Source organism: Lancefieldella parvula, assembly GCF_963547875.1.
GTDB classification, from domain to species: Bacteria; Actinomycetota; Coriobacteriia; order Coriobacteriales; family Atopobiaceae; genus Lancefieldella; species Lancefieldella parvula_D.
Map to the genome: position 1 here is coordinate 1 of NZ_CAUUSI010000002.1, position 20,583 is coordinate 20,583.

Sequence of the window (20,583 nt, forward strand, 5' to 3'; positions counted from 1 at the left end):
TGCCCAAGCCCAACCGCCATTAGGGAGCTGTACCCAATCGTTAGAAGTCATTCCATTATTTACGTCAACGTAATAAGTTCCGCTGGAAATAGTGAAGACACCTTTCTTAAGCACAGGGAAGCTGTAAGTAGTGTAGACAAAATCCTTATTAATCATAGGGAATTCTGTTTCACCAAAATAGAACCACTTACCATTTGGCATGTGTTTCCAGCCAGAATAAACAGAGCCTACTGTTTCAATCCAAGCCCATTCACCATCATCCTCAATCCAACCATGGGTAACAAGGCCATTACTGTGATCAAAGAAATAATATTTACCATCAATAGCTATTCCGCCCATTACCACTGCATTGTAACCTTCTGGGTCGGCATACCAAGTTTTGCCATCTGGAGTTTTAAACCAGCCAGAGACAGCAGCGCCATCTGGACCAGCCCAGTACCAATCTTCTACACCCTGGCCCATATTCACCCAAGAATTTCGTAAAAGTCCTGTCGAAGGATCAAAGAAGTACAGCTTTCCATTGACTGAGGCATCGTCAGTAATAACCGGAGCACCCCCTTCAGTCTTAACAGTTAAATACCAGGTTGTACCATTAGGAGCAGTAAACCATCCTTCAATAAAACGCCCATCAGCTCCGGCCCAGCTCCAACCATGATCTGTTTTAACCCAATTGTTTTTTATCAAGCCGTTATCTTTATCTACGTAGTAGTAAACATATTGATTATCAGGCGTTTTTTGGTCGAAATAAATTAATCCGTATCGAGCGTATGGAAAAAAATTTGAATTAAAATACCAGGTTTTACCATCAGGCGTAGTATAGAAACCAGATGCTGCAGCTCCAGTTTCATCTACATAATATTTATCATCGCCATAAGTAATCCACTGACTTTTTAGAATAGTTCCATCTTCAGTATAAAAATATACCTTTCCATCAACTTCTTTCAATTTTGGATAATTGGATTTAGAAGTTGATTCAGGGGCACTTACTGCGGATGTATCAGTAGTTTCTGCAAGAGCAGGAGTAGCGTGGAGTCCGCAAAGTAGAGCTGCACTCAACGAAGCAACTGCAATAAGCTTTTGCATTGAAGGCCTGCTGGACAAACATGTCTTCTTTTTCATTGGCATATCCTTTTTTGAAGGGATAACTTTCTATATAAATAATAGTTTGATGTGTCTGTTATTGTTCCCGTAAATTAATCCTATACAAATTCTCTATCTTCTATGAAAAAATGCTCAACTAATGAGATAAAAAACGTTTAATAGCAGATATATCCATAAATAAATGCTGGAAAACAGCTTGATTACCTGTGGCTCTTCCGGTAGATGGTGTGAAAATCTCCATGAGTGGTTTCTCGCCACATAAGTTGTTGATTAAGGTTATTATATTCCACGTGGCGAAACGTCACGGTATCGCGCTCCACAGGCGCAGTTTTGCCCTGCGGGGCTAAGAAAGAAAGGCACGAAATGGCTCAGGGTACTGTAAAGTGGTTTAATCCAGACAAGGGTTACGGCTTCATCTCTCGTGAGGATGGCGACGATTTGTTCGTACACTTCTCCGAGATTCAGATGGACGGTTTCAAGACTCTCGATGAGGGTCAGCCTGTCGAGTTTGAGATTACCACCGGCCAGAACGGTAAGCTCCAGGCTTCTAGCGTCCACAAGATCTAGTACTTGCGAACACTACCATCAAAAGGAGACCTTCGGGTCTCCTTTTTTGTTACATCGCTATTTATACAGTTGCAGTAACCAAGAGCTTTAATACCAATGCTTGATGGTAAGGTCGGCAAGTTCAGAGAGTTTCTCGATATCTTGATGCTCATCATCACAATTAACAGCACAGGTGATAAGGCCAACAGAATTTCCTGTCTGAAGAGCCAGTGGAATGTCTTCAAACAGAATTGTTTTCTCGGCTGGAGTATTAAGACGTTTAAGCACCTCAAGATACAGATGAGGTTCATCTTTTGCAGATCCAACATCTGCTGCAAACACCTGAGTATCAAACAGAGTGGATAGATGTAAACGAGGCTCAAGAAGAGCAAGAAGCTCTGGCTCGTTGACAGTTGCTAATGCAGTAGGGATGTCTTTTTCTTGTAACTTGCCAATAAAATCAACAACACCAGGTCGAAGCTGCACGGAGTTTACAAAGAAGCTTTTACTGAGTTCTTTCCACTCGGCGACAATCTTTTCTGGATCTTCCTTTAGCCCATAGGTGGCAATTGCCCATTCGGCTCCCCTTTCAAATCCAAGAGGGGAGAGAATCTTGCCAATTTCTGGAGTGTAAGGGATTCCTCGCGACTCAAAAAACTCCTGGTCAACAAGCTTCCAAATATGGTGTGTATGAGCAATAGTGCCATCAAAATCAAAGATCGCTGCTTCAAAATCTGTTGCAAGAATATCTTCAAGTGTCGAGAAAATCACAGAGTTCCAATCAAGTTGCGGTGAGCTTGTGTTTTTTATTGTTGACGTGCCAGTCTAGTGTAAACTTTTAGCAAGTATGAAGAGGAGTAAACCAATACTTTTCGGAGGACCGCATGAAACGCAGCTTATTTAATACTCGCGGTAAATTGCTTGCTGTTTTGTTCTTTGTTGTCGCAGCATTGTTTGTAACAACAGTTCAAAACGCATATGCAACTACCTACACCACAATGGATGCCCAAGGAAACATTATCCAGAGTGAATCACTAAAAGATGCCGTAGCACTTGCTCGTGCAACTGGCAGACCTATTGCGCTTGACCCAGGTCACAGTGACGGCCTTGAAGGCAGAGATCCAGGTGCTACCTACTTTGGACTCAAAGAGGGAGATTTGGCTTGGGCCACTGCCATGTACGCCAAGAAGTATCTGGAAAAATGGGGTGTACAGGTTGTTGTTGTTCGTGGAGAACACGAGGATCCATCGATCAAGACGCGCGTACAGCGTGCTGTTGATGCAAACGCTTGCGCCATCATCTCACTTCACTACAATGCCGGCCCTGCATCTGCAACGGGCTCAGAGGTACTTGTTCCTCATAAGGTAAGCTACAACTATGATCTTTATCTCTCCGGTCAAGTTTTTGCTGGCAAGGTTAACTATTACCTCAGAAATAAAGTTGGTATTGTTACCCGCGGTGATGGAGCTACTGAGCGTGGCTACAACGACCAATACGGAACAGACTATTACGAGAATGGCGATGAGTCCGATTATTACGGTATTGTCCGCTATGCTCGTCAAAAGGGAATTCTTGGCGTAATTATTGAGCATCAATTCATCTCTAATCCAGCACATGCTGCTGAGTTTAAAGACCTTGGCGATAATTCCAAGGTTGACTACATTGGCTGGGCAGATGCATGGGCAATTTGGGAAATGTACAGCTCTGATACCTGGTGGAGCATGAGCAGTGTTTCAGTAGCTCAAAAGGATAACGATGTCACTTTAAAACCAGTTCTTACTGGCGTAGTTACTGACGCAACATTTACTTACAGCTATGTTGGTCCAGATGGAACAAAGGTAACGGTTGCATCTAATACAACGGCAACTTCGTCTACCTTTACGCTTCCTGCTAGCGGCCGTTACACCCTGTATATCACAGCAAGATCTTCTGATGGTCAAGAAGTAACCCGACAGACAAACTATGACGCTAAGATTAAAGAATCCTATGGCTGGCGCAGAGCTGCTGAAGGATGGATGTATTCCGACGACAACGGCACTGCTTACGTAAGCAGATGGCTTAAAGATGATGATGGCTGGCATTATTTTGATGCCAGGGGAATTGCTGTTTCTGGCTGGTTTACTACGTCAAATGGTAAGGTTTGGTACTTTGACGCAGCTACACCTCATAACGCTGCCGCTCTTGGTCAGAGGACTATTTCAGGTAAGTCTTATTACTTTGATGAGACTAATGGAATGGCAAAGAATTCCTGGGTCCACCAGGCTGATGATTCTTGGTCTTGGGCGACAGGAGATGGCTCTCTGCACGCAGGTTGGAAGTACATGCCAAATGGCAAGTGGTTCTACTTTGATGCTAACAACAGCTATCACGCTACCTTTGGTCTTATGACTGACGGAAACAAGAAGTACTACATTGATCAGAATCGTGGTCTGATTTACGGCGGTTGGGTCAATCTTGCTAATGGAGATTGGATCTGGCTTAATGACGACGGTACTCTTTACTCTGGCTGGAAGTACATGTCTAACGGCAAGTGGTTCTACTTTGATGAGAATGCTGAGTATCCACTGATGAAGACTGGACTTGTTATCACAGCTAGCGGGTCATACTACGTTGATGCCAATAGCGGCATGAAGGCTAATGACTGGGTAGAAATGCCTAATAATGTCTGGGCTTGGGCTCAATCTAATGGTGCTCTTGTTTCTGGTTGGTTTAATACACCAAATGGCAAGACATGGTACTTTGATCCAAATACAAAAGAGCACGGTGCTCTCTTTGGTCTTCAGGTAATTAACGGCTCATACTATTACTTCGATCAGAGTAATGGATTGTTGCGCTCTCAAAATGTCACTCTTCCTGATGGTCGTGTTGCTTACGCAGATGCAAATGGCGTTCTTAACATCAAGTCTGCAGATAACAACAACGGTGGTAATGGCGGAGATAATAGAGACGCTAACAACACTCCAGCTGATGACGGTTCTCCAATTGAACCAACTCGCGGTAATTTCTCTGATCGCACTAGCGTTCTTGGAGCACCTCTTGTCACAAAAGAGGACCTTCAGCGAGATTTCAACAAGCGCGTAGGTTCTGCTTATCCAGCCGTCTATGCCGAGAAGGGCGCTGCAACAGGGACCGATTTTGTAAACCAGCTATGGCAGGCTGCAATTGATGAGGGAGTTCGTCCAGAGCTCCTCTATGCGCAGGTCATGATTGAGACAGGTAACCTTCGCTTTGGTGGCGATGTCCTTCCTGAGCAGTGCAACTTTGGTGGTATGGGTGCAACAGGAAATGGTGAGCGTGGACTCTCGTTTGATACCGTTCTTAAGGGACTCCGCGCGCAGGCCTTGCACCTTCGTGCATACGCAGGTTATGAGCCACTGACCGTTGATCCAAGCAAAGCTCAAGAGGTTGACAAGCGCTACGGAGCATGGATTCTTGCTAAGAAAGCCAACATTATTCGTAAGCTTGCTGGTACGTGGGCAATGGATAAGAACTATGCTGTAAAGCTTGTTCGCGTAATGAATGAGCTGTAAAAGTCACAGCACATTGCGCAAAAGGAGTTCCGAGAAATCGGAACTCCTTTTTTATGCCAATTCTTTGTGAGTTTGAGTTGAGTTGAGTTATTTATCTATCAGGCTCTCCTTCAATGGAGTTGAGCATGTCAAAATAGACGTCATCTTTCGTCATAATTCCTAGGTTCATCATGAAGTTCTTGGCCACACTAAAAAGCTCTGCATCAAGCGAGGCTCTCGTACCATCCAAGAAAATAGTAGAGACTTCATCTGTCGGAGCAACAGGAATTTGATTTTCTATGAGCGTGGCGTAAATCTCATCATCGCTCAGTTCATCGCAGCTAAACTCAGGCTCTGTTTGCGCAAGAATAGCTGTCTCGGTGCCAATAATAAATGTAGCTCCCGGTAAGAACTTCAAGGCAAACTGATAGCAAGCTTGAGCAGCTTTAAGATGTCTCAAACGCCACTGGAAGAATGCCATGCGATAATAGCCAAACCCAATACTCTCTGGGTCATGGGCAAGCAGCAGGAGCTTCTTGAGTTCATCTGCCGCTGCAGTAATGTCCAACGACTCTTCAAGACAGTGGGAGAGATGTAGCCTTGCACTCATGCTCAAAGGTGCAATTTCCACAGCCCTTCTCGCGTGCTGAAGAGCACTTTGAGTTTGTCCCTGAAGCGTTTGAGCAATAGATACCAAAAGGTGTGCCTCAAAGTAAGACATAGGAGCTAGACGAGTGTTTTTCTCGGGATTAGAGAGAATTCTGTTGTAGAGCACTCGATCGACGTAGTTCATAAATACGCGCCACTGAGTGGTGTTTGTATCTGTGTAGGTGTTATTTCCATCAACAGAGTCCAGCGCTTCGCGTAGGAGCAGTTCTGCGTCTTGATAGTTTTTCTCGCCAATAAGACGCTGGGCCTTGGTAACCGCCAAGGAAAGAACGCCTCCGTCAACAAACTCTTCTGAAATAGCCTCAAAGTCATCTTCTGCAAGCGTACCCTTAATAAAGCGAGAAACCACGCGTTCTCCCGCTGCTCGCACCGTAGGATCGGTGGAGTTTGCGGTATACGACAAGATAGTGCGGACGTTTTCTTCTGTAGAAGAAGAGAGGTTGCGCAAAATTTTGGTGATAATTTCTTCTCGCGCCTGACCTTCATCAATAGAAAGCCCCGACACTTCATCGGTGCCTAGTGCGTGAGCTGCGACGCTATCAAGGCGTTTTTGAGAAGACTCAACAAAATCGTATCTACTGGGTGGGCAGAATATCTCATTGTCTAAGGTAAAGAGCGGCTGTACTGCATGAAGAATGCCATCTGCCTCGTTAATTTGCGCGTTCCAGAGCTGATAGACAGAAAGCGGATTAGTATCTTCTGTAATGTTTGTATCTTCAAATTGCTTGCGAGTAATGTGGAACGAGAAAAGACAGGCATGCAGCTTGTTTGTATTGCATATGCCAGAGAGCCATACCTCGTTAATCCTCTTCGAGCTTCTAAAAGCACTTGCGGTGATGAGCATACCAAGGTGTAAGTTGTAAGCGGTTGCCGCACGGCTGAGGTCATCAAAGGTTGCTTCTTTGATACTTCCATCTTTGTCAAGAAAGCTTCTTGGGAACTGCTCTGGAAGGGCCAGGTGTACCCTAAAGGCGGCAATTCCCTTGTGTACGTTGGTCCTAAACTCAGTGACAAGACGCTGAGATAGACGCAGGCTTTCAATGTGTAGAGAGATGGCTTTGCGGACAACCCACTCACCATCCTCTTGGGTGCTTTGAGTGGTGGCGCAGCGGGGGCGAGATTGCTTCATCATGGTAGAAACAATCTTTTGCTCAAAAGCAAGTAAGTCAAGCTCAGATGCCATATTTGCATCAAGAAAGTATCGCTCTGCAAAGAGGGCAGTGTTTAGTGCGCTTTCAATAGTAAGAAGCTGAATCTTCTGCTCATAAGAAAGTGCTTTTTGATTAGCGCGCAGATAAAAGAGGCCATTGGTACGCAGGCGCACCACGCGGCAGGGGATAGTAATGTCTTGCGCATCGAGAACACCGGCATCTTTTAGTCGCTGGGCTAGGTGCAGTTCAAAATCACTTGGCGGGATGGCAACAGATCCACCTTTTCGGTGAGAATCTTTTTCACGCAAAAATGCTGTAGTTACAAAATGTTTGAGCACTTCAAGAGGGGTTATGGACTCTGTAAGCGTAAGAGAAAGCGCTTCAATATTGAGCTTTGTATGCCAACCAGTCTGATCAATAGAACCAACATGTTGATTATTTTGTACAGCGTCTAGAGACTCATCAGGCAGAACGTCTGTATTGACGAGAGACGGATAGAGTTTTCCAAGCCTGTTTCTTCCAGGTTGCTTAGCTTCTGGATTATTTTCCTGACGAGTCATCATACACCTCCCAAGTTAGGCATACTGATTCATCTATAGTTAACTATATACCTTTGCTGGTGTACGACATTTCAGCTGTCAATAGTTAATTCGGCAGGCGAGAAGAAAAAGTCATTGACTGGTTAGTTTTGCGCCATGAACGGTATACTCACATACGTAGATGATTGGATTGACATGGCAATAATGCAAAACGTAACTGATACAAACAAAGCACTGATAGCTTCTGATGCAGTTTCAGATCTGCAGAATCGCTCGCTTATTATTTTTGATTTTGATGGGACTATGGCAGACACGTTGCCCACCATTGTTTCTACTGCAAAGATGGCAATGACAGACTGCGGCCACACAGACTTTATCGAATCAGACCTTAAAAAGCTTGTAGGACCGCCGTTTCCTTATGCGTTTGAGCTAGTCTTTGGCTTAAGCCATGAGGACGCTGCTGCGGTTACTAAGCGTTATCGAGAGCTTTATGTAACTACAGGAAAATGGCCACTCTTTGAGGGTATGAGAGACCTCATTGATGACCTTCATGCCGCCGGTAAAAAGGTTGCCGTAGCAAGCTCAAAGAATCAGCCCATGCTAGAGATGGGGCTTAGGGACAACAACCTTATTGGTGTTCTTGATGCCTATGCTGGAAGAATAGATGAGGCAGCAACTGATAAAATCACTGCTATTGCTCACGTTATGCGCCAGCTTGGCTTTGATGCTTCTGAAAGCGTTATGGTAGGGGACCGCCGTTTTGATATGGAAGCAGCATTCCCAAATAAGATTCCGTGCATTGGCGTTTTGTATGGAAAAACGACCAATAAACAGGAGCTTATCGATGCGGATGCGGTTGCAATTGTAGATACGGTAGAAGATCTACATCACGTTCTTCTCGCCTAAGAACCGTTACATACACAAAAAACGCCTTGTCGCTAAGATGACAAGGCGTTTTGCGTTTTGCGTGTCAGACGTTACTCAAGCTCAAAGGCTCCTGTGTAGAGCTGGTAGTACGTTCCTCGCTTGGCGAGAAGTTCGTCGTGTGTACCGCGCTCAATAATGCGACCGTGGTCAAGTACGACAATAACATCTGCGTTTCTAACCGTAGAAAGACGGTGAGCAATAACAAAGGTGGTGCGGTCGTACATCAGAGCGTCCATACCACGCTGGACAATTGCTTCGGTACGTGTGTCAATGCTGGAGGTAGCCTCGTCCAGAATCATAACGGGTGGATCTGCGACTGCTGCGCGAGCAATGGAGATGAGCTGACGTTGTCCCTGGGAGAGAGCGCTACCGTTGTCCTTGAGCATGGTGTGGTAGCCGTCAGGAAGACGTCTGATGAAGTCATCGGCACCGGCAAGTTTTGCGGCTTTCACGCAGTCCTCATCAGTGGCATCAAGACGGCCGTAGCGGATGTTATCCAAGACGGTACCTGTAAAGAGGTTGACGTCTTGCAGAACAATACCGAGAGCACGACGAAGAGCGCTCTTCCTAATCTTGTTAATGTTGATGCCGTCATAGCGAATCTTGCCGTCTTCAATGTCATAGAAGCGGTTGAGCAGGTTAGTAATGGTTGTTTTACCAGCTCCTGTTGCGCCAACAAAGGCAACCTTCTGACCAGGTTTTGCATAAAGAGAAATATCATGCAACACGGTGTGGCCAGGCTCGTAGCCAAAGTCAACATCAAAGAGACGAACGTCTCCCTTAACAGGGGTGTAAGTAACCGTGCCGTCACTGTGTGGATACTTCCAAGCCCAGTAACCGGTGCGGTACTCAGCTTCCTGAACTTTACCGTCAATGGTTTCTGCGTTGACTAACGTAACGTAACCTTCTTCAGTCTCTGCTGGTTCATCAAGTAGCTCAAAAACTCGATTAGCACCAGCGATACCCATAACAACAGAGTTAATCTGACTAGAAATTTGGTTGATCTGAGCGGAAAACTGACGTGTCATGTTGAGGAAGGGGACAGCTACAGCAATGGTGAAAGGCAGTCCAGACAAAGAAACGTTTTGAATGTTCAGAGTAATAAACACACCAGAAACTACAGCAACTACAACGTACATAATGTTGCCCAGATTGTTGAGGATGGGCATAAGCGTGTTGGCATAAAGGTTTGCATTTCTTGCAACAACCATCAGCTCATCGTTGATTTTGTCAAATGATTCAATAGTTTCTGCCTCATGACTAAAGACCTTAACGACCTTCTCGCCATTCATCATTTCCTGAATGTGGCCCTCAACATCTGCGGTAGTCTTCTGAGTCTTAACAAAGTTCTTTGCAGACTTACCACCAAGGTTTTTAGTAGCAAGGCCCATCAAAGAGAATCCAAACAGAACAACCATGGCCATAAGTGCACTGTAGTAAAACATGATGAATACTACTGCGATGATAACCACAGAGGTAAAGAGGAGGTTTGGAAGACTGGTGCCAATCATTTGGCGCATTGCGTCAATATCATTGGTGTAATAGCTCATAATGTCGCCATTGAGGTGCGTATCAAAGTACCTAATAGGCAAGTCTTGCATGTGCGAGAACATCTTTGAACGCCATTTTTGCAGAGCTCCCTGGGTGACAATAGCCATACCCTGGGTAGAGATGATATTTGCAAGAAGTCCAATGACGTAGAAGGTGGCGAGAAGAGCCACGTTCTGGAAGACTAAGCCTTCAGCAGAACTCCAGTCACCACTATCAATAAAGTTAGAGATGATAGAGAGGATTCGCTCCAAGAAGACACTTGGGAGTGACTGCATAATTGCTTGGATAACAGCACCAAGGAGTGCTATAGGGAGAAGGACAGGATAGAACTCCCAGAGCATTTTAATGGTTCGAGTAAGAATTTTTCCCACGGGAAGCTTTGGTCTTGTGTTGTTTGTTTCTGTTGTCCTACTCATGAGAAGTCACCTCACCTTCCTGAGACTGATTTTCATCAACACTTTGCTTGTTCTGTGAGAAGTACACTTCGCGGTAGATTGGATTATCTTTCAGGAGTTCTTCGTGCGTACCAATTGCGTTAACGCGGCCGTTATCCAGAACAATAATCTTGTCAGATTCTTCGATACTGGAAGTACGCTGAGCAATGATAATCTTGGTGGTATCAGGCAAGAAATCTTTAAGACCAGAGCGAATTAAAGAATCAGTCTTTGTATCAACAGCACTGGTAGAGTCATCAAGAATAAGTACTTTTGGGCGCCTAAGCAGTGCGCGCGCAATACAGAGTCTTTGCTTTTGACCGCCAGAAACGTTGTTGCCACCCTGCTCAATATGAGTCTCATATTTATCAGGGAAGGTTTGAACAAAGCTATCAGCCTGAGCAAGACGAGCTGCCTCAAGAATCTCTTCATCGGTAGCGTCAGGGTTACCCCACAGGAGATTCTCTTTGATGGTGCCGCTAAAGAGAACGTTTTTCTGAAGAACCATGGCAACAGCACCACGAAGAGTGTCAATGTCATAGTCTTTGACATTGTGTCCACCAACAGAAACGCTACCAGCGGTTACATCGTATAGTCGAGGAATGAGCTGCACCAGCGTGGACTTTGCAGAACCGGTACCACCGATGATACCGATGACCTCACCAGAGTTGATGTGAAGATCTACACCAGACAGGGCTTCTCGACCCTCTGGACCGGAATAGGAGAATCCAACGTTCTCAAAATCAATGGATCCGTCTGTAACCTCGGTCAGAGGATTTTCTGGGTTGTTAATAGTGGAAGTTGCAAGAAGTACCTCACAGATGCGGCGAGCACCTTCTTCTGCAATGATGATCATGGCAAAGACAAAGGAAAGCATCATGAGTGACATAAGCATCATAAAGCCATACGTAATAAGCGAAGAAAGCTGTCCAACGCCAAATGCAGTTCCCTGAGAAGAAACAATCAGATACGAGCCAAAGTACAGAATGAAGACAAACAGCACGTAAATAGTGAAGTTCATAAATGGAGAGTTCAGAGCCATGAGCCTCTCGGCTGCTGTAAAATCTTCGCGCAGCTCTTCTGAAGCCTTATCGAATTTCTGACGCTCAAAGTTTTCATTTACAAATGACTTAACAACGCGGATACCAGCCAAGTTTTCTTCAGCAGATTCATTGAGTGCGTCGTATCTCTTAAATACCTTTTTAAAAATAGGAATGACTCTAGAAATAATAAAGTAGAGGCCAATTCCTAGAAGAGGCATGACGGCAACAAAAATAATGGCAAGCCAGCCACCCATGATAAAGCCAGCAATAAACGCTGCAATAAACATAAATGGAGCACGAACGGCCATGCGGATGAGCATCATAAATGCCATTTGTACGTTAGAAATATCCGTAGTAAGGCGTGTTACTAACGATGACGAAGAGAATGCATCAATAGTGGTAAACGAGAAATTTTGGATATTACGGAACATATCACGGCGAAGATTGCGCGCAAAGCCCGTGGATGCTTTGGCAACAGAAATACCGGATAGTGTTCCAAACAGCAGCGACAGCATTGCCATAGCAGCAAGAACAGCTCCAGACTGAATGACAGCGTTTAGTTCTGCCCCTGTGCGAAGCGTATCAACAAGATTAGCTGTTCTAAAAGGAATAAGAATTTCTAAGATGGTCTCAATTAACACAAAGAGAGGAGTGAGGATAGTGTCTCTTTTGAACTCGCCGATACTCTTTGAAAGCACTAAAGCAATCTCTTTAATGGAAAGATTACTGACATCTGCAATACCTGTCAGGGCAGAGGGAACCATAGCAGTTTCTGCTTCAGTTGATTCAACCATGTTTTCAAGTTCTTCAGTTGAAGTTACTTCTTCTGACATGCTGTTTCTCCCTTCTCATCTCTGTTAATTGTGTCCCAATGTTCAACTAAACGATCTAGATATGCGCAGAATGTAACTTTTTCTTCATCTGAAAGAACCGACAAAGCCTGTGCTTCAAATGACTCGATGGCCTCTTGAGCTTCTTTTGCTTGTTTTCGACCTTCTTTTGTCAAAGAAAGAAGTGTTTGTCTGCGATCTTTGTCTACGCGTGTACGTTCAACAAGACCTTTTGCTTCAAGTTTGCTCACCATTTCTGAAAGAGATGCAGAGGTATTCTTTGTCTTGGCGAGAAGATCTTTTTGTGTCATATCTCCATCACGATAGAGCGCAGTCAAAATAAATTGTTGACCGCCACGACATCCGCGCGTGATGTAAAGATAATGACCTAGATGGCCAAGATTGCGAATAATGCGCATCTCTTGAGTAGGTGAGGTAGGTGCTTGATGCATGAGTACCTCCCATAACAGAAATAATTCTTGTAAGGTATTTTACTCAAAAATTTTGAGATAGCAAGGTACTTAACAATTAAGTACCGAAGTTTTATTTTCTTGAAATAAAAGCAGGTAAATCAGGTTAGAGTTCCAGCTCTGTTTTTAAAGGTAGGCAAAATTTGCAAATAACCTACGAATTACCGCACCAGGAGACACCTTAGGAACGTTGTGAGGGCATCCTGGAATGAAGAGAAGTCGAGCGGTAGGAATTGCCTCAGCAATACGGCGAGTTTCCTCTGGATAAATCTCATCGTATTCACCTGCCATGACAACAACAGGAACGGAGATGTGTTCAAGGGACGCGGGGTCAATATGAGGATTATCTACCATGAGCTCCAGATGCTCTGCAATACGAGCCGCCTCAGCAGGCGAGGGAACGGGATAGCCATCTTCTAGAACAGCGCCTTCCCAACCTTGAGCTGCCCAACGTTTATTGCCCTCGATACTTTCATATAGCCAGGTCATATCACCTAACGTGTCAGGCTCAAGATTTGCTCCGATAGATACGAGAGAGACAACTACGTCTGGATAGTCACGTGCCAGAAGAAGACCAAGAATAGCTCCGTCAGAAAAGCCCACAATATGAGCAGATGAAACACCAAGCTGCCTCAGGACAGCATACGCATCTTCTGCCATCTGCTCGTAGGTAAAGGCAGCAGTTCCTCGGGTGCTTAAACCCTGATCTCTTGAATCAATACCAATTGCGATGTAGCCGCGGCTGCATACTTCGTCAATGATGGTGCCAAAGATGCCGTGCTCTTCTCCATTTCCGTGGAGAAAAACAATGGGTGTAGCAAAGCTATCGTCGGGAACAGACGCCAAATAAGCCGCAGTTGAAGCGAGGTCTTCACAGGGTTTCTCGCCATCAGAGGTGTGGGGAGTGTAGACAAACGTTGCAATTTCTGCGCCGTCATCAAGCAACACCCGAAGATGGCTCTTCAGGTGTGCTGTTGGCTTGCTATAAGGTTTTGGGCGGTAGACGGGTGGAAACTCAACCACGTATGCTCCTAGCTGCGTGTTTTAGTTCTTCTGGCTTGGATGTGCTTTGAAGAAGTCAAAGCGAGGAGGGAGCTCTTCAAGCTGGTGCTCCTCTGCGCTCTGGCCAAGCTTTGCTGCAAGCTCTTTTGGACCCATAAAGGCGTTCTCCCAAGAGAAGAACTCCTCATGTGGGAAGTTGAGAGCATCTGCAATGCGCTCGCAGCCTTCCGGAACAGCCGGGTGCATAAGCAGCGTGATGGTCTTGAGTGCATAGAATGCATCAGCAAGTGCCTGGTCGTAGGCCTCGTCATTGCCCTGAGCGGCCTTGGAAGCCTCGCCCCAACGCTTGTTTTCTGCGCGAGCGTACTCATCAACAGCGGCAAGTGCAGAGTGTGCGTCAAAGCCGTATGCAAGCTGCTCGTACTTAAGCAGTACCTCTTGAGCAGCATCGATAACTTCCTGGTGAGGCTCACTGATAGGCAGGTGACCACCACACGCATTGGCTGCACCATACAGGCAGCTACGAGCCATTCGGTTAAAGATGTTAGTGAGGAATGCGGACTCCTTGAGCGCTGGATCAACAACGCGAGGGTCATCTTTTACCAGAAGATCTGGCTGACCATCTTTACCCTTCCTGGATACAGAGGTATCAAAAGCCTTTGGCGAGAAGGACACGGCGCGCTGATCAAGGCCAAGCGAGAGCCAGTGAGCGCGGAGCTGTTCTGGAGTGTAGAACTCAAGGAGTTCCTCGGCCATTGGAGGCTTGATAGCACCAGAGCTGGAGGCCTTCTTGTTCATAAAGAGAATGTGGTAGTTAGCAACGGGAGTATCGGTGATAAGACCCCAATCGAGTGCATCCCACAGTGGGTTCTGGACAATGCAATAGAAGAAGATGTTGTCCTGACCAATAAACTGGTAGACGGCAGCATCATCGCTGCACCACCAATCGCGCCACTCGTCAGAAGAGTAGCGAGAACCACCGTTGCTGGCGTCTTCAGAAAGAGCAGCACGTGTGAAGGTGATAGGAGCCCAAAGGGACTCAGTCCAAACCCAGATAGTAAGATCTTTGAGGTCCTCAATGTCAGGAGACTTAAGACCCCAAGAAATATTGCCCGTCATGCGATAAGGCAGGAGGGTCTTGCTTGTTCTAAAACGAATTCCAGCCTCTTTGAGTTTCTCGCGAGCTTCATCTCTATCTTGCCAGTTTTCAAAAACAACAGAGAAGGAAGAGGCGTTCCCTTCTGGCTCAATGACACTATGAGCTGGGAGGGAAGAGGCAACACTATCAAAGTCTTGGCGGTAGGAATTTTGGATATAGATAATAGGCTCGGTCAGAGTCTCTTGAACGGTAGAGGTAACAACTGAGCGAATCTGTGGGTTGTTCTTCCACTTTTCTACCAGGTTGTTTAGAAACTCTTTGTATTGTGGCAGGTCAAAGTACCAGCTTGGTGCAGGACGAAGCTCTGGCGTGGTGCCGGTGAGCTGCGAAATAGGGGCAATGAGCTCCTCTGGGTTGAACTGATGACCCAGGTCGCATTCTTCTGCATAAGCCTTCTCTGACTTGCAGCCCTTAATAGGGCAACGTCCATTGACCTGGCGACCATTAAGGAATGTGTGAGCCTCGGTATCGTAAAACTGTTTAGTTGAGAGCTTGGAGAGTTTACCGCGCTCGTAGAGGCGGTGCATGATGCTGTCAGCCATCTCTTCGTGGATCTTTGCGGCGGGTTCTAGCGCGGAACCGCCGTAGAAATCAAGCGAGATATTGTAGGCGTTAAGAGCGCTTTTCTGCAGGTTGTGATTATGATTAACGTAATCAAGGATGGTACCCTCGTAGCCCTCTTCTTCAACCTTTTTGCGATAGCCCTCTGCAATAGGAGAGCCATAGCAATCAGTTCCCGAGATAAACAAAACGTTTTTCTGGCCAATTCGATCTCTTAAGAAACGAGCAAAGAAATCTGCTGGGACAAAGACGCCCGCAATGTGTCCAAAGTGGAGATTTTTATTACCGTAGGGCATACCACCGGTAATAACAGCGCGCTTAGGAAAATGAGGGCGCATGTTCATGTCGTAGCTTTCGGCCATGGATACCTCGCAGTTGGAATTAGTAGATTACGCAAATTATCTTCTTATTCTAATCTTTTTTGATTCACTACACGAATAGATTCAGAAGTCGATACTATAGTGAGTAGAAATTATGTAAGGAGAGTTTGTGGGAAGAAAAAAGCCAAAGACAAGCCTTGAGTTTGTCCTAAAGGATCCACCAAAGTCTGTGGTGACGCCCTTCCTTGTGGCTGACCTTGCGCTTTTACTCATGTTTGTGTGTCATATTCCACTGATGGTTATGGGAGAGCTCCCACCCAATGACATCCTTCCAGCCGTGTTAGGTCTTCTTGGAAGCATGTTGGCAGGCGGCTTAATCCTTGTGTGGATTACCCGCGTCAATAAGCGTGATTTTAGGTCTTTGGGTCTTCGAGTAAGCTCCTGGCCAGGATTTATGCGCGGAGTTACCTTTGGCTTCTTGATGGTACTGTTTACCTTTGGCTCCATCATGCTTATTGAAGGCTTTGATTTTAACTTCAACGCCTCCTATAACATTTTTGCCGCTCTCTTTTTACTTGTGGCAACACTTATTGAGTCCGCAGCAGAAGAAATCTTGTTTAGAGGCTACCTACAAACTGGAGTTGCCGCTAAGAGTTCTTTCCCTGTAGCGCTTGTGCTTCAAGCAGTGCTCTTTACCGCAACGTATGGACTAACGCCTAATATCTCTGTTGCTGCAGCAATCTCAGTCTTTTTGATGGGCATCCTGTATGGCCTGGTTTTTTGTCTTACCGATAACCTGCTTATGACCATTGCTATGCACTTTATCTGGAACTTTGTGACTGGCCCTATTCTGGGTATTTCGGTTACTACGACGCTTCTTCCCACCACGCTTTTAACGGCGTATCCTGCGGCGTCTGAGTTTATCTCGGGTGGCGCTTACGGTATCGAAGCAAGTGTTGTTACCATTTTTGTCTGTCTTGCTGCCTGCGCTATAGTAGGTTGGAAATGTTATAAGGCGCAAGGCGAGAAAAACTAATGGCTTCAAACATGCTTCAGTCAATTGAGACTCTTTCAGTAGAGCCGGGAACACCGCTGCTGCTCCATGCATGCTGTGGTCCATGCTCACTTGAACCTTTAAAACATCTGAGGGAAGAGGGCTTTGAGCCAACCATCTGCTGGACTAATCCTAATATTCAGCCAGTTGAAGAGCACGATAGGCGTCTGCAGACATTACTTACGTGGGCTCAAGAAGAGGCTCATGTTGAGGTGATTGTGGCAGGAGATCCGCGAGAGCAGTGGGAGCGAGCTGTGGCCCCTCAGGGATTTGAGCGAGATCGTCGCTGTCGTGCTTGTTACGCAATCCGCTTGGCAGAGAGTTGTCGTGTGGCGGCTGAGCGCGGGTTTGAATACGTTTCTACAACACTGGCTGTCTCGCCCTATCAGCTCTTTGATGCGTGCGAGGATGAGCTGGTGTCCATTGCGCACGCTCATGGACTGACGCCTGTATGGAGAGATTTCCGTCCGTTTTACCCCGAGGCTACAAAAGAGTCTCGTGAGCTTGGTATGTATCGACAAAATTATTGCGGTTGCAGATATTCTGCGGCCGAGGCTCAGATAGAGCGTCATGAAGCTCGTGACGCAAGAAAGGCAGCACGTCATGCGAACTGACGATTTTGATTACAACCTTCCAGAAGAACGTATTGCACAAGCTCCTGCTGAGCCAAGAGACTCTTGTAGGCTTTTGGTGCTGCATAGAGAAGATGGCCGCATAGAGCACAAGCACTTCACCGATATTGTGGAGTATCTTGAGCCGGGCGATTTGGTTGTAGTTAACCAGACGCGCGTTATGCCAGCTCGCCTTGTAGGTAAAAAGCAAAATACGGGCGGCGTCTCAGAAACGCTGCTTTTAAAACGTCGAGAAGACATTGATGCTTTGGGTAGTGTATGGGAGTGTCTGGTAAATCCTGGTAAGCGTCTAAAGCCTGGCGCGGTAATTGAATATCGTGCAGGTGGCTTGCATGCCCCAGACTCAGCTCCTGTTGTGTTGACGGGCACCATTGTGGACTTTGTTGACGACAACAGGGGAGGTCGCCTGGTGCGTTTTGAAGCACAGGGAGATCGCACTCTTGACGAGGCTATTCATGAAGCGGGCCACGTTCCACTGCCTCCGTATATTACACAATACGAGGGAGACCCAGAGAAGTACCAGACGGTCTACGCTATGCAGGACGAGCATTCTGCTGCAGCTCCTACCGCGGGTCTTCACTTTACTCCTGAGCTCATTGAAACCATCAAAGCAAAGGGTGTTCAGTGGGCATCTGTTGAGCTAGAGGTGGGTATTGATACCTTCAGGTTGGTAACAGAGGATGACCCTACTAAACACGTCATTCATACTGAGCGCTATCACGTAGCTCCAGAAGTTGTAGAAGCAGTAAAGGCTACCAAAGCCGCTGGTCATAAGGTTATTGCCATTGGTACTACCAGTGTTCGCTCGCTTGAGAGTGCTTGGGATAATCAGATTCCTGCAGCTGAGCCTCCTGTTGTTGCTCGTCGCTTTGAGGAGGCAGAAGACTCTGCTGCAGTGACTCATAAAGGCGATATGGTTGCCCGAGAAAACGCAACCACCAATCTCTATTTGATGCCAGGCTCTACGTTCCACGTGGTAGACACCATGGTGACCAACTTCCACGTTCCACGTTCAACTTTGATGATGCTGGTTTCTGCGTTTGCAACGCGCGAGCAGATTATGGACGCCTATCAAAGTGCCATTGACGAGAAGTACCGCTTCTTGTCATTTGGTGATGCCATGATCATCATTTAGCGAGTTTGGTTACGTGACCATGATCCTTACGTTTAACTTGAGAGTTTAGATGTAGAAAAAGTGCCCACAGTATTGTGAGCACTTTTTTCATATGGTGATTTGTCTGGGCAAAGACTAAATTACCAGTTAAAAATCAGCCAAACAAAAGACGCAAGAATCGCTATCATGCCAAGAACAACAATGATGAAGCCAATGCGCTGACCACGAGTTGTCTCTCGAAGGATTTTCTCGCCAGTAATGAGCTCTTTAAGGGTGAGCTGCTTGGTATTGATGTTAATTACTTGCTCGTCAACAGACTTTCTGAGCTCCTCAGTAATTTCTGGTGTTGCGTGAATTTCTTTAGCGTCATCAATGACTGACTGTGCTTCATCATGTTTATCTGCTGCTTCGTTAAAAAGCTCCTTGGCTGTCTTAATTTTCTCTTCAAGATCCTCTATATCTTTGCTCAGAATCCTCTGACGAGCATTAGCCTCAGCTACTACGGCGTCATATTCTTGCTGTTTCTGCTCATAATCTTTGCGAGCTGCATCAATAGAAGACTCTGAGGACTCCAACGATTTGCCCTGGGTCCAGTAATGCGTTTGTGCCATCTCAAGTGAAGACTGGAAAGAGTTCTGTAGTTCCTCAACTTGCTTTTGGGCCTGCTCTGCACGAGCAAGCTCTGATTTAAGGTCTTCCTCAATACGAACAATTGCATCGTGGTTAGCAGCAGGGTCTGTCTTAAGACCAGCAAGCTCTTCTCTGAGAGAAAGCTGTCTTGCCTGGGAGTTTTCCAGTGCTTTATTTGCAGACGCTACAGCAGCATCGCGTTTCTCGGTAACTTCTTTGAGCTGAGCCTCGGCGTTTTTAACACCACGCTGCGCCTCGGAGATTGTCTTTGAGATATCATCCAGCCTGCCTTTTGCTGTGGCAGCAACTTCTTTGTAAGGCTTAATCTTTGCTTCGTCGTCAACTTTTTGCTGTTCAAGCTTCTGAATAAGCTGGTTTTTCTTAACCGTGAGAAGATCCACTTGCGTAGATTGATCACTCATGACCTGAGCGGTCTCTGCAAAAATTTTCTCTTGCTCAGCAATTATTTGATCAAACGAACTCTGCACGTAGTCTCTGTGCTCTAAGTCTTGCTTGTCTTGAGCAAGGTGTTCTTGCATCTGCTTAAGCTCTTGCTTTGCAGAGTTTGTCTCTTTGGCAGCGTTGTGGACTTCTTTGGTAGCCTGGAAACCTTCTGCAACAGCGGTTGTGGCGCTCTCAAACGCACTGCTTACGCCCTTTGCTACAACCTGAGTAGTGTCTTTGGCAATCTTTTGAATGTCCTGGGACTTGCTGACTTCAGGTGTGTTCTCAGACTCATTCTGTTCATCAGAAGTTGTTGTTTGAGTATCTATTGTGTCCAAATCCTCGGTTTTAGAGTTTTGGATATCGTTTTCAGCCATGGTGAACCTCCTATAAGAGTTCCGACTTTTTATTTTTACCCTGTTTTTGAGCAAATCATAGTCTAATTTGGTTCTTTCTGGAAATAAGATTGGATATAATACGTTATGTTTTGTTACGATAGTAACGATTAATCGAGAATAACTCTCGAGTAGATTTTTGGTTTCCGGAAGGGGAGTCCACTTATGGTTTCAAAGCAGACTACTATCATCAATGCAACTGGTCTTCACGCTCGTCCAGCATCCGTCTTTGTTTCTGAGGCAAAGAAGTTTGAGAGCAACGTCACCATCAAGAATGTTGACAAGGACTCCGCACCAGTTAACGCTAAGTCCATCATGATGATTCTTGCTGCTGGCCTTGGTACTGGCACCAAGATTGAGATTGCATGCGACGGCGCTGACGAGCAGGCAGCTCTTGACGCTCTTGTTGCTCTTGTTGACAGCGGCTTCGGCGAGTAAGCTAACGGCTTACATACTGTGCATGTTAAGCCCGGCTTTTGCCGGGCTTTTTTCAAAGAGAGGT

16 protein-coding genes are annotated in these 20,583 nt (G+C 46.0%); 7 read left to right on the forward strand and 9 right to left on the reverse strand.

Translation table 11 applies throughout. The annotated features are described in order from the left end of the window. A partial coding sequence (locus tag RWJ96_RS01625) for an N-acetylmuramoyl-L-alanine amidase family protein (protein ID WP_396427207.1) occupies positions 1-1,119 on the reverse strand: 1,119 nt, incomplete at its 3' end. A 345-nt stretch (positions 1,120-1,464) separates the two neighbouring features. On the opposite strand from RWJ96_RS01625, the gene RWJ96_RS01630 reads away from it, so the two are divergent. Further along, on the forward strand, positions 1,465-1,668 hold the full coding sequence (locus RWJ96_RS01630) for a cold-shock protein (protein WP_012808976.1): 204 nt from the start codon (positions 1,465-1,467) through the stop codon (positions 1,666-1,668). Between the two features lie 87 nt (positions 1,669-1,755). Here RWJ96_RS01630 and RWJ96_RS01635 read toward each other — a convergent pair whose 3' ends face one another. Continuing rightward, on the reverse strand, positions 1,756-2,418 hold the full coding sequence (locus RWJ96_RS01635; RefSeq protein WP_314018581.1) for an HAD family phosphatase: 663 nt from the start codon (positions 2,416-2,418) through the stop codon (positions 1,756-1,758). 113 nt (positions 2,419-2,531) lie between these two features. Here RWJ96_RS01635 and RWJ96_RS01640 point away from each other — a divergent pair, with 113 nt between their 5' ends. Then, on the forward strand, positions 2,532-5,177 hold the full coding sequence (locus tag RWJ96_RS01640; RefSeq protein WP_314018583.1) for an N-acetylmuramoyl-L-alanine amidase: 2,646 nt from the start codon (positions 2,532-2,534) through the stop codon (positions 5,175-5,177). A gap of 91 nt (positions 5,178-5,268) precedes the next feature. Here the strand turns inward: RWJ96_RS01640 and RWJ96_RS01645 are convergent, their stop codons facing one another. Further along, entirely contained in the window at positions 5,269-7,539 is a 2,271-nt protein-coding gene (locus RWJ96_RS01645; protein ID WP_314018585.1) for a tetratricopeptide repeat protein, read from the reverse strand. A 171-nt stretch (positions 7,540-7,710) separates the two neighbouring features. Between RWJ96_RS01645 and RWJ96_RS01650 the strand changes: the two genes are divergently transcribed. Further along, the gene (locus tag RWJ96_RS01650; RefSeq protein ID WP_314018586.1) at positions 7,711-8,421 is read left to right on the forward strand and encodes an HAD hydrolase-like protein; all 711 of its coding nucleotides are present in this window, start codon (positions 7,711-7,713) and stop codon (positions 8,419-8,421) included. A gap of 71 nt (positions 8,422-8,492) precedes the next feature. On the opposite strand, the gene RWJ96_RS01655 is transcribed toward RWJ96_RS01650, so the two are convergent. From RWJ96_RS01655 to RWJ96_RS01675, 5 genes are all read right to left on the reverse strand, one after another. Beyond that, positions 8,493-10,409, reverse strand: coding sequence for an ABC transporter ATP-binding protein (locus RWJ96_RS01655; RefSeq protein ID WP_314018588.1), 1,917 nt, complete (start codon positions 10,407-10,409; stop codon positions 8,493-8,495). Next, positions 10,402-12,303, reverse strand: coding sequence for an ABC transporter ATP-binding protein (locus tag RWJ96_RS01660; protein WP_314018589.1), 1,902 nt, complete (start codon positions 12,301-12,303; stop codon positions 10,402-10,404). The genes RWJ96_RS01655 and RWJ96_RS01660 overlap by 8 nt, the downstream gene beginning before the upstream one ends. Then, positions 12,288-12,719: a MarR family transcriptional regulator gene (locus RWJ96_RS01665; protein ID WP_314018591.1), complete on the reverse strand. Its 432-nt coding sequence runs from the start codon at positions 12,717-12,719 to the stop codon at positions 12,288-12,290. Before RWJ96_RS01665 ends, RWJ96_RS01660 begins: the two co-directional genes overlap by 16 nt. A 177-nt stretch (positions 12,720-12,896) precedes the next feature. Beyond that, complete coding sequence (locus RWJ96_RS01670; RefSeq protein ID WP_314018593.1) at positions 12,897-13,793, reverse strand: alpha/beta hydrolase; 897 nt, start codon at positions 13,791-13,793, stop codon at positions 12,897-12,899. Positions 13,794-13,814: 21 nt separating this feature from the next. Next, complete coding sequence (locus RWJ96_RS01675) at positions 13,815-15,854, reverse strand: class I tRNA ligase family protein (RefSeq protein ID WP_314018594.1); 2,040 nt, start codon at positions 15,852-15,854, stop codon at positions 13,815-13,817. Positions 15,855-15,981: 127 nt separating this feature from the next. On the opposite strand from RWJ96_RS01675, the gene RWJ96_RS01680 reads away from it, so the two are divergent. Genes RWJ96_RS01680 through queA form a run of 3 tightly spaced genes read left to right on the forward strand, consistent with a single transcriptional unit; the run spans position 15,982 to position 18,633 of the window. Then, positions 15,982-16,848, forward strand: coding sequence for a type II CAAX endopeptidase family protein (locus RWJ96_RS01680; RefSeq protein WP_314018595.1), 867 nt, complete (start codon positions 15,982-15,984; stop codon positions 16,846-16,848). Next, positions 16,848-17,480, forward strand: coding sequence for an epoxyqueuosine reductase QueH (locus RWJ96_RS01685; protein ID WP_314008211.1), 633 nt, complete (start codon positions 16,848-16,850; stop codon positions 17,478-17,480). The genes RWJ96_RS01680 and RWJ96_RS01685 overlap by 1 nt, the downstream gene beginning before the upstream one ends. Beyond that, positions 17,470-18,633, forward strand: coding sequence for a tRNA preQ1(34) S-adenosylmethionine ribosyltransferase-isomerase QueA (gene queA / locus RWJ96_RS01690; RefSeq protein WP_314018596.1), 1,164 nt, complete (start codon positions 17,470-17,472; stop codon positions 18,631-18,633). The genes RWJ96_RS01685 and queA overlap by 11 nt, the downstream gene beginning before the upstream one ends. Before the next feature lie 119 nt (positions 18,634-18,752). On the opposite strand, the gene RWJ96_RS01695 is transcribed toward queA, so the two are convergent. Continuing rightward, positions 18,753-20,063, reverse strand: coding sequence for a hypothetical protein (locus tag RWJ96_RS01695; protein WP_314018598.1), 1,311 nt, complete (start codon positions 20,061-20,063; stop codon positions 18,753-18,755). Between the two features lie 183 nt (positions 20,064-20,246). Between RWJ96_RS01695 and RWJ96_RS01700 the strand changes: the two genes are divergently transcribed. Then, positions 20,247-20,519 (forward strand): HPr family phosphocarrier protein, encoded by a 273-nt coding sequence (locus RWJ96_RS01700; RefSeq protein ID WP_035427753.1) that lies wholly within the window; start codon positions 20,247-20,249, stop codon positions 20,517-20,519. The last annotated feature ends 64 nt before the right edge of the window (positions 20,520-20,583 follow it).

Coding starts and splice junctions, on each gene's coding strand:
- RWJ96_RS01630 (WP_012808976.1), top strand. CDS start 1,465: ATGGCTCAGGGTACTGTAAAGTGGTTTAATCCAGACAAGGGTTACGGC.
- queA (WP_314018596.1), top strand. CDS start 17,470: ATGCGAACTGACGATTTTGATTACAACCTTCCAGAAGAACGTATTGCA.
- RWJ96_RS01660 (WP_314018589.1), bottom strand. CDS start 12,303: ATGTCAGAAGAAGTAACTTCAACTGAAGAACTTGAAAACATGGTTGAA.
- RWJ96_RS01655 (WP_314018588.1), bottom strand. CDS start 10,409: ATGAGTAGGACAACAGAAACAAACAACACAAGACCAAAGCTTCCCGTG.
- RWJ96_RS01645 (WP_314018585.1), bottom strand. CDS start 7,539: ATGATGACTCGTCAGGAAAATAATCCAGAAGCTAAGCAACCTGGAAGA.
- RWJ96_RS01640 (WP_314018583.1), top strand. CDS start 2,532: ATGAAACGCAGCTTATTTAATACTCGCGGTAAATTGCTTGCTGTTTTG.
- RWJ96_RS01685 (WP_314008211.1), top strand. CDS start 16,848: ATGGCTTCAAACATGCTTCAGTCAATTGAGACTCTTTCAGTAGAGCCG.
- RWJ96_RS01675 (WP_314018594.1), bottom strand. CDS start 15,854: ATGGCCGAAAGCTACGACATGAACATGCGCCCTCATTTTCCTAAGCGC.
- RWJ96_RS01665 (WP_314018591.1), bottom strand. CDS start 12,719: ATGCGCATTATTCGCAATCTTGGCCATCTAGGTCATTATCTTTACATC.
- RWJ96_RS01650 (WP_314018586.1), top strand. CDS start 7,711: ATGGCAATAATGCAAAACGTAACTGATACAAACAAAGCACTGATAGCT.
- RWJ96_RS01700 (WP_035427753.1), top strand. CDS start 20,247: ATGGTTTCAAAGCAGACTACTATCATCAATGCAACTGGTCTTCACGCT.
- RWJ96_RS01695 (WP_314018598.1), bottom strand. CDS start 20,063: ATGGCTGAAAACGATATCCAAAACTCTAAAACCGAGGATTTGGACACA.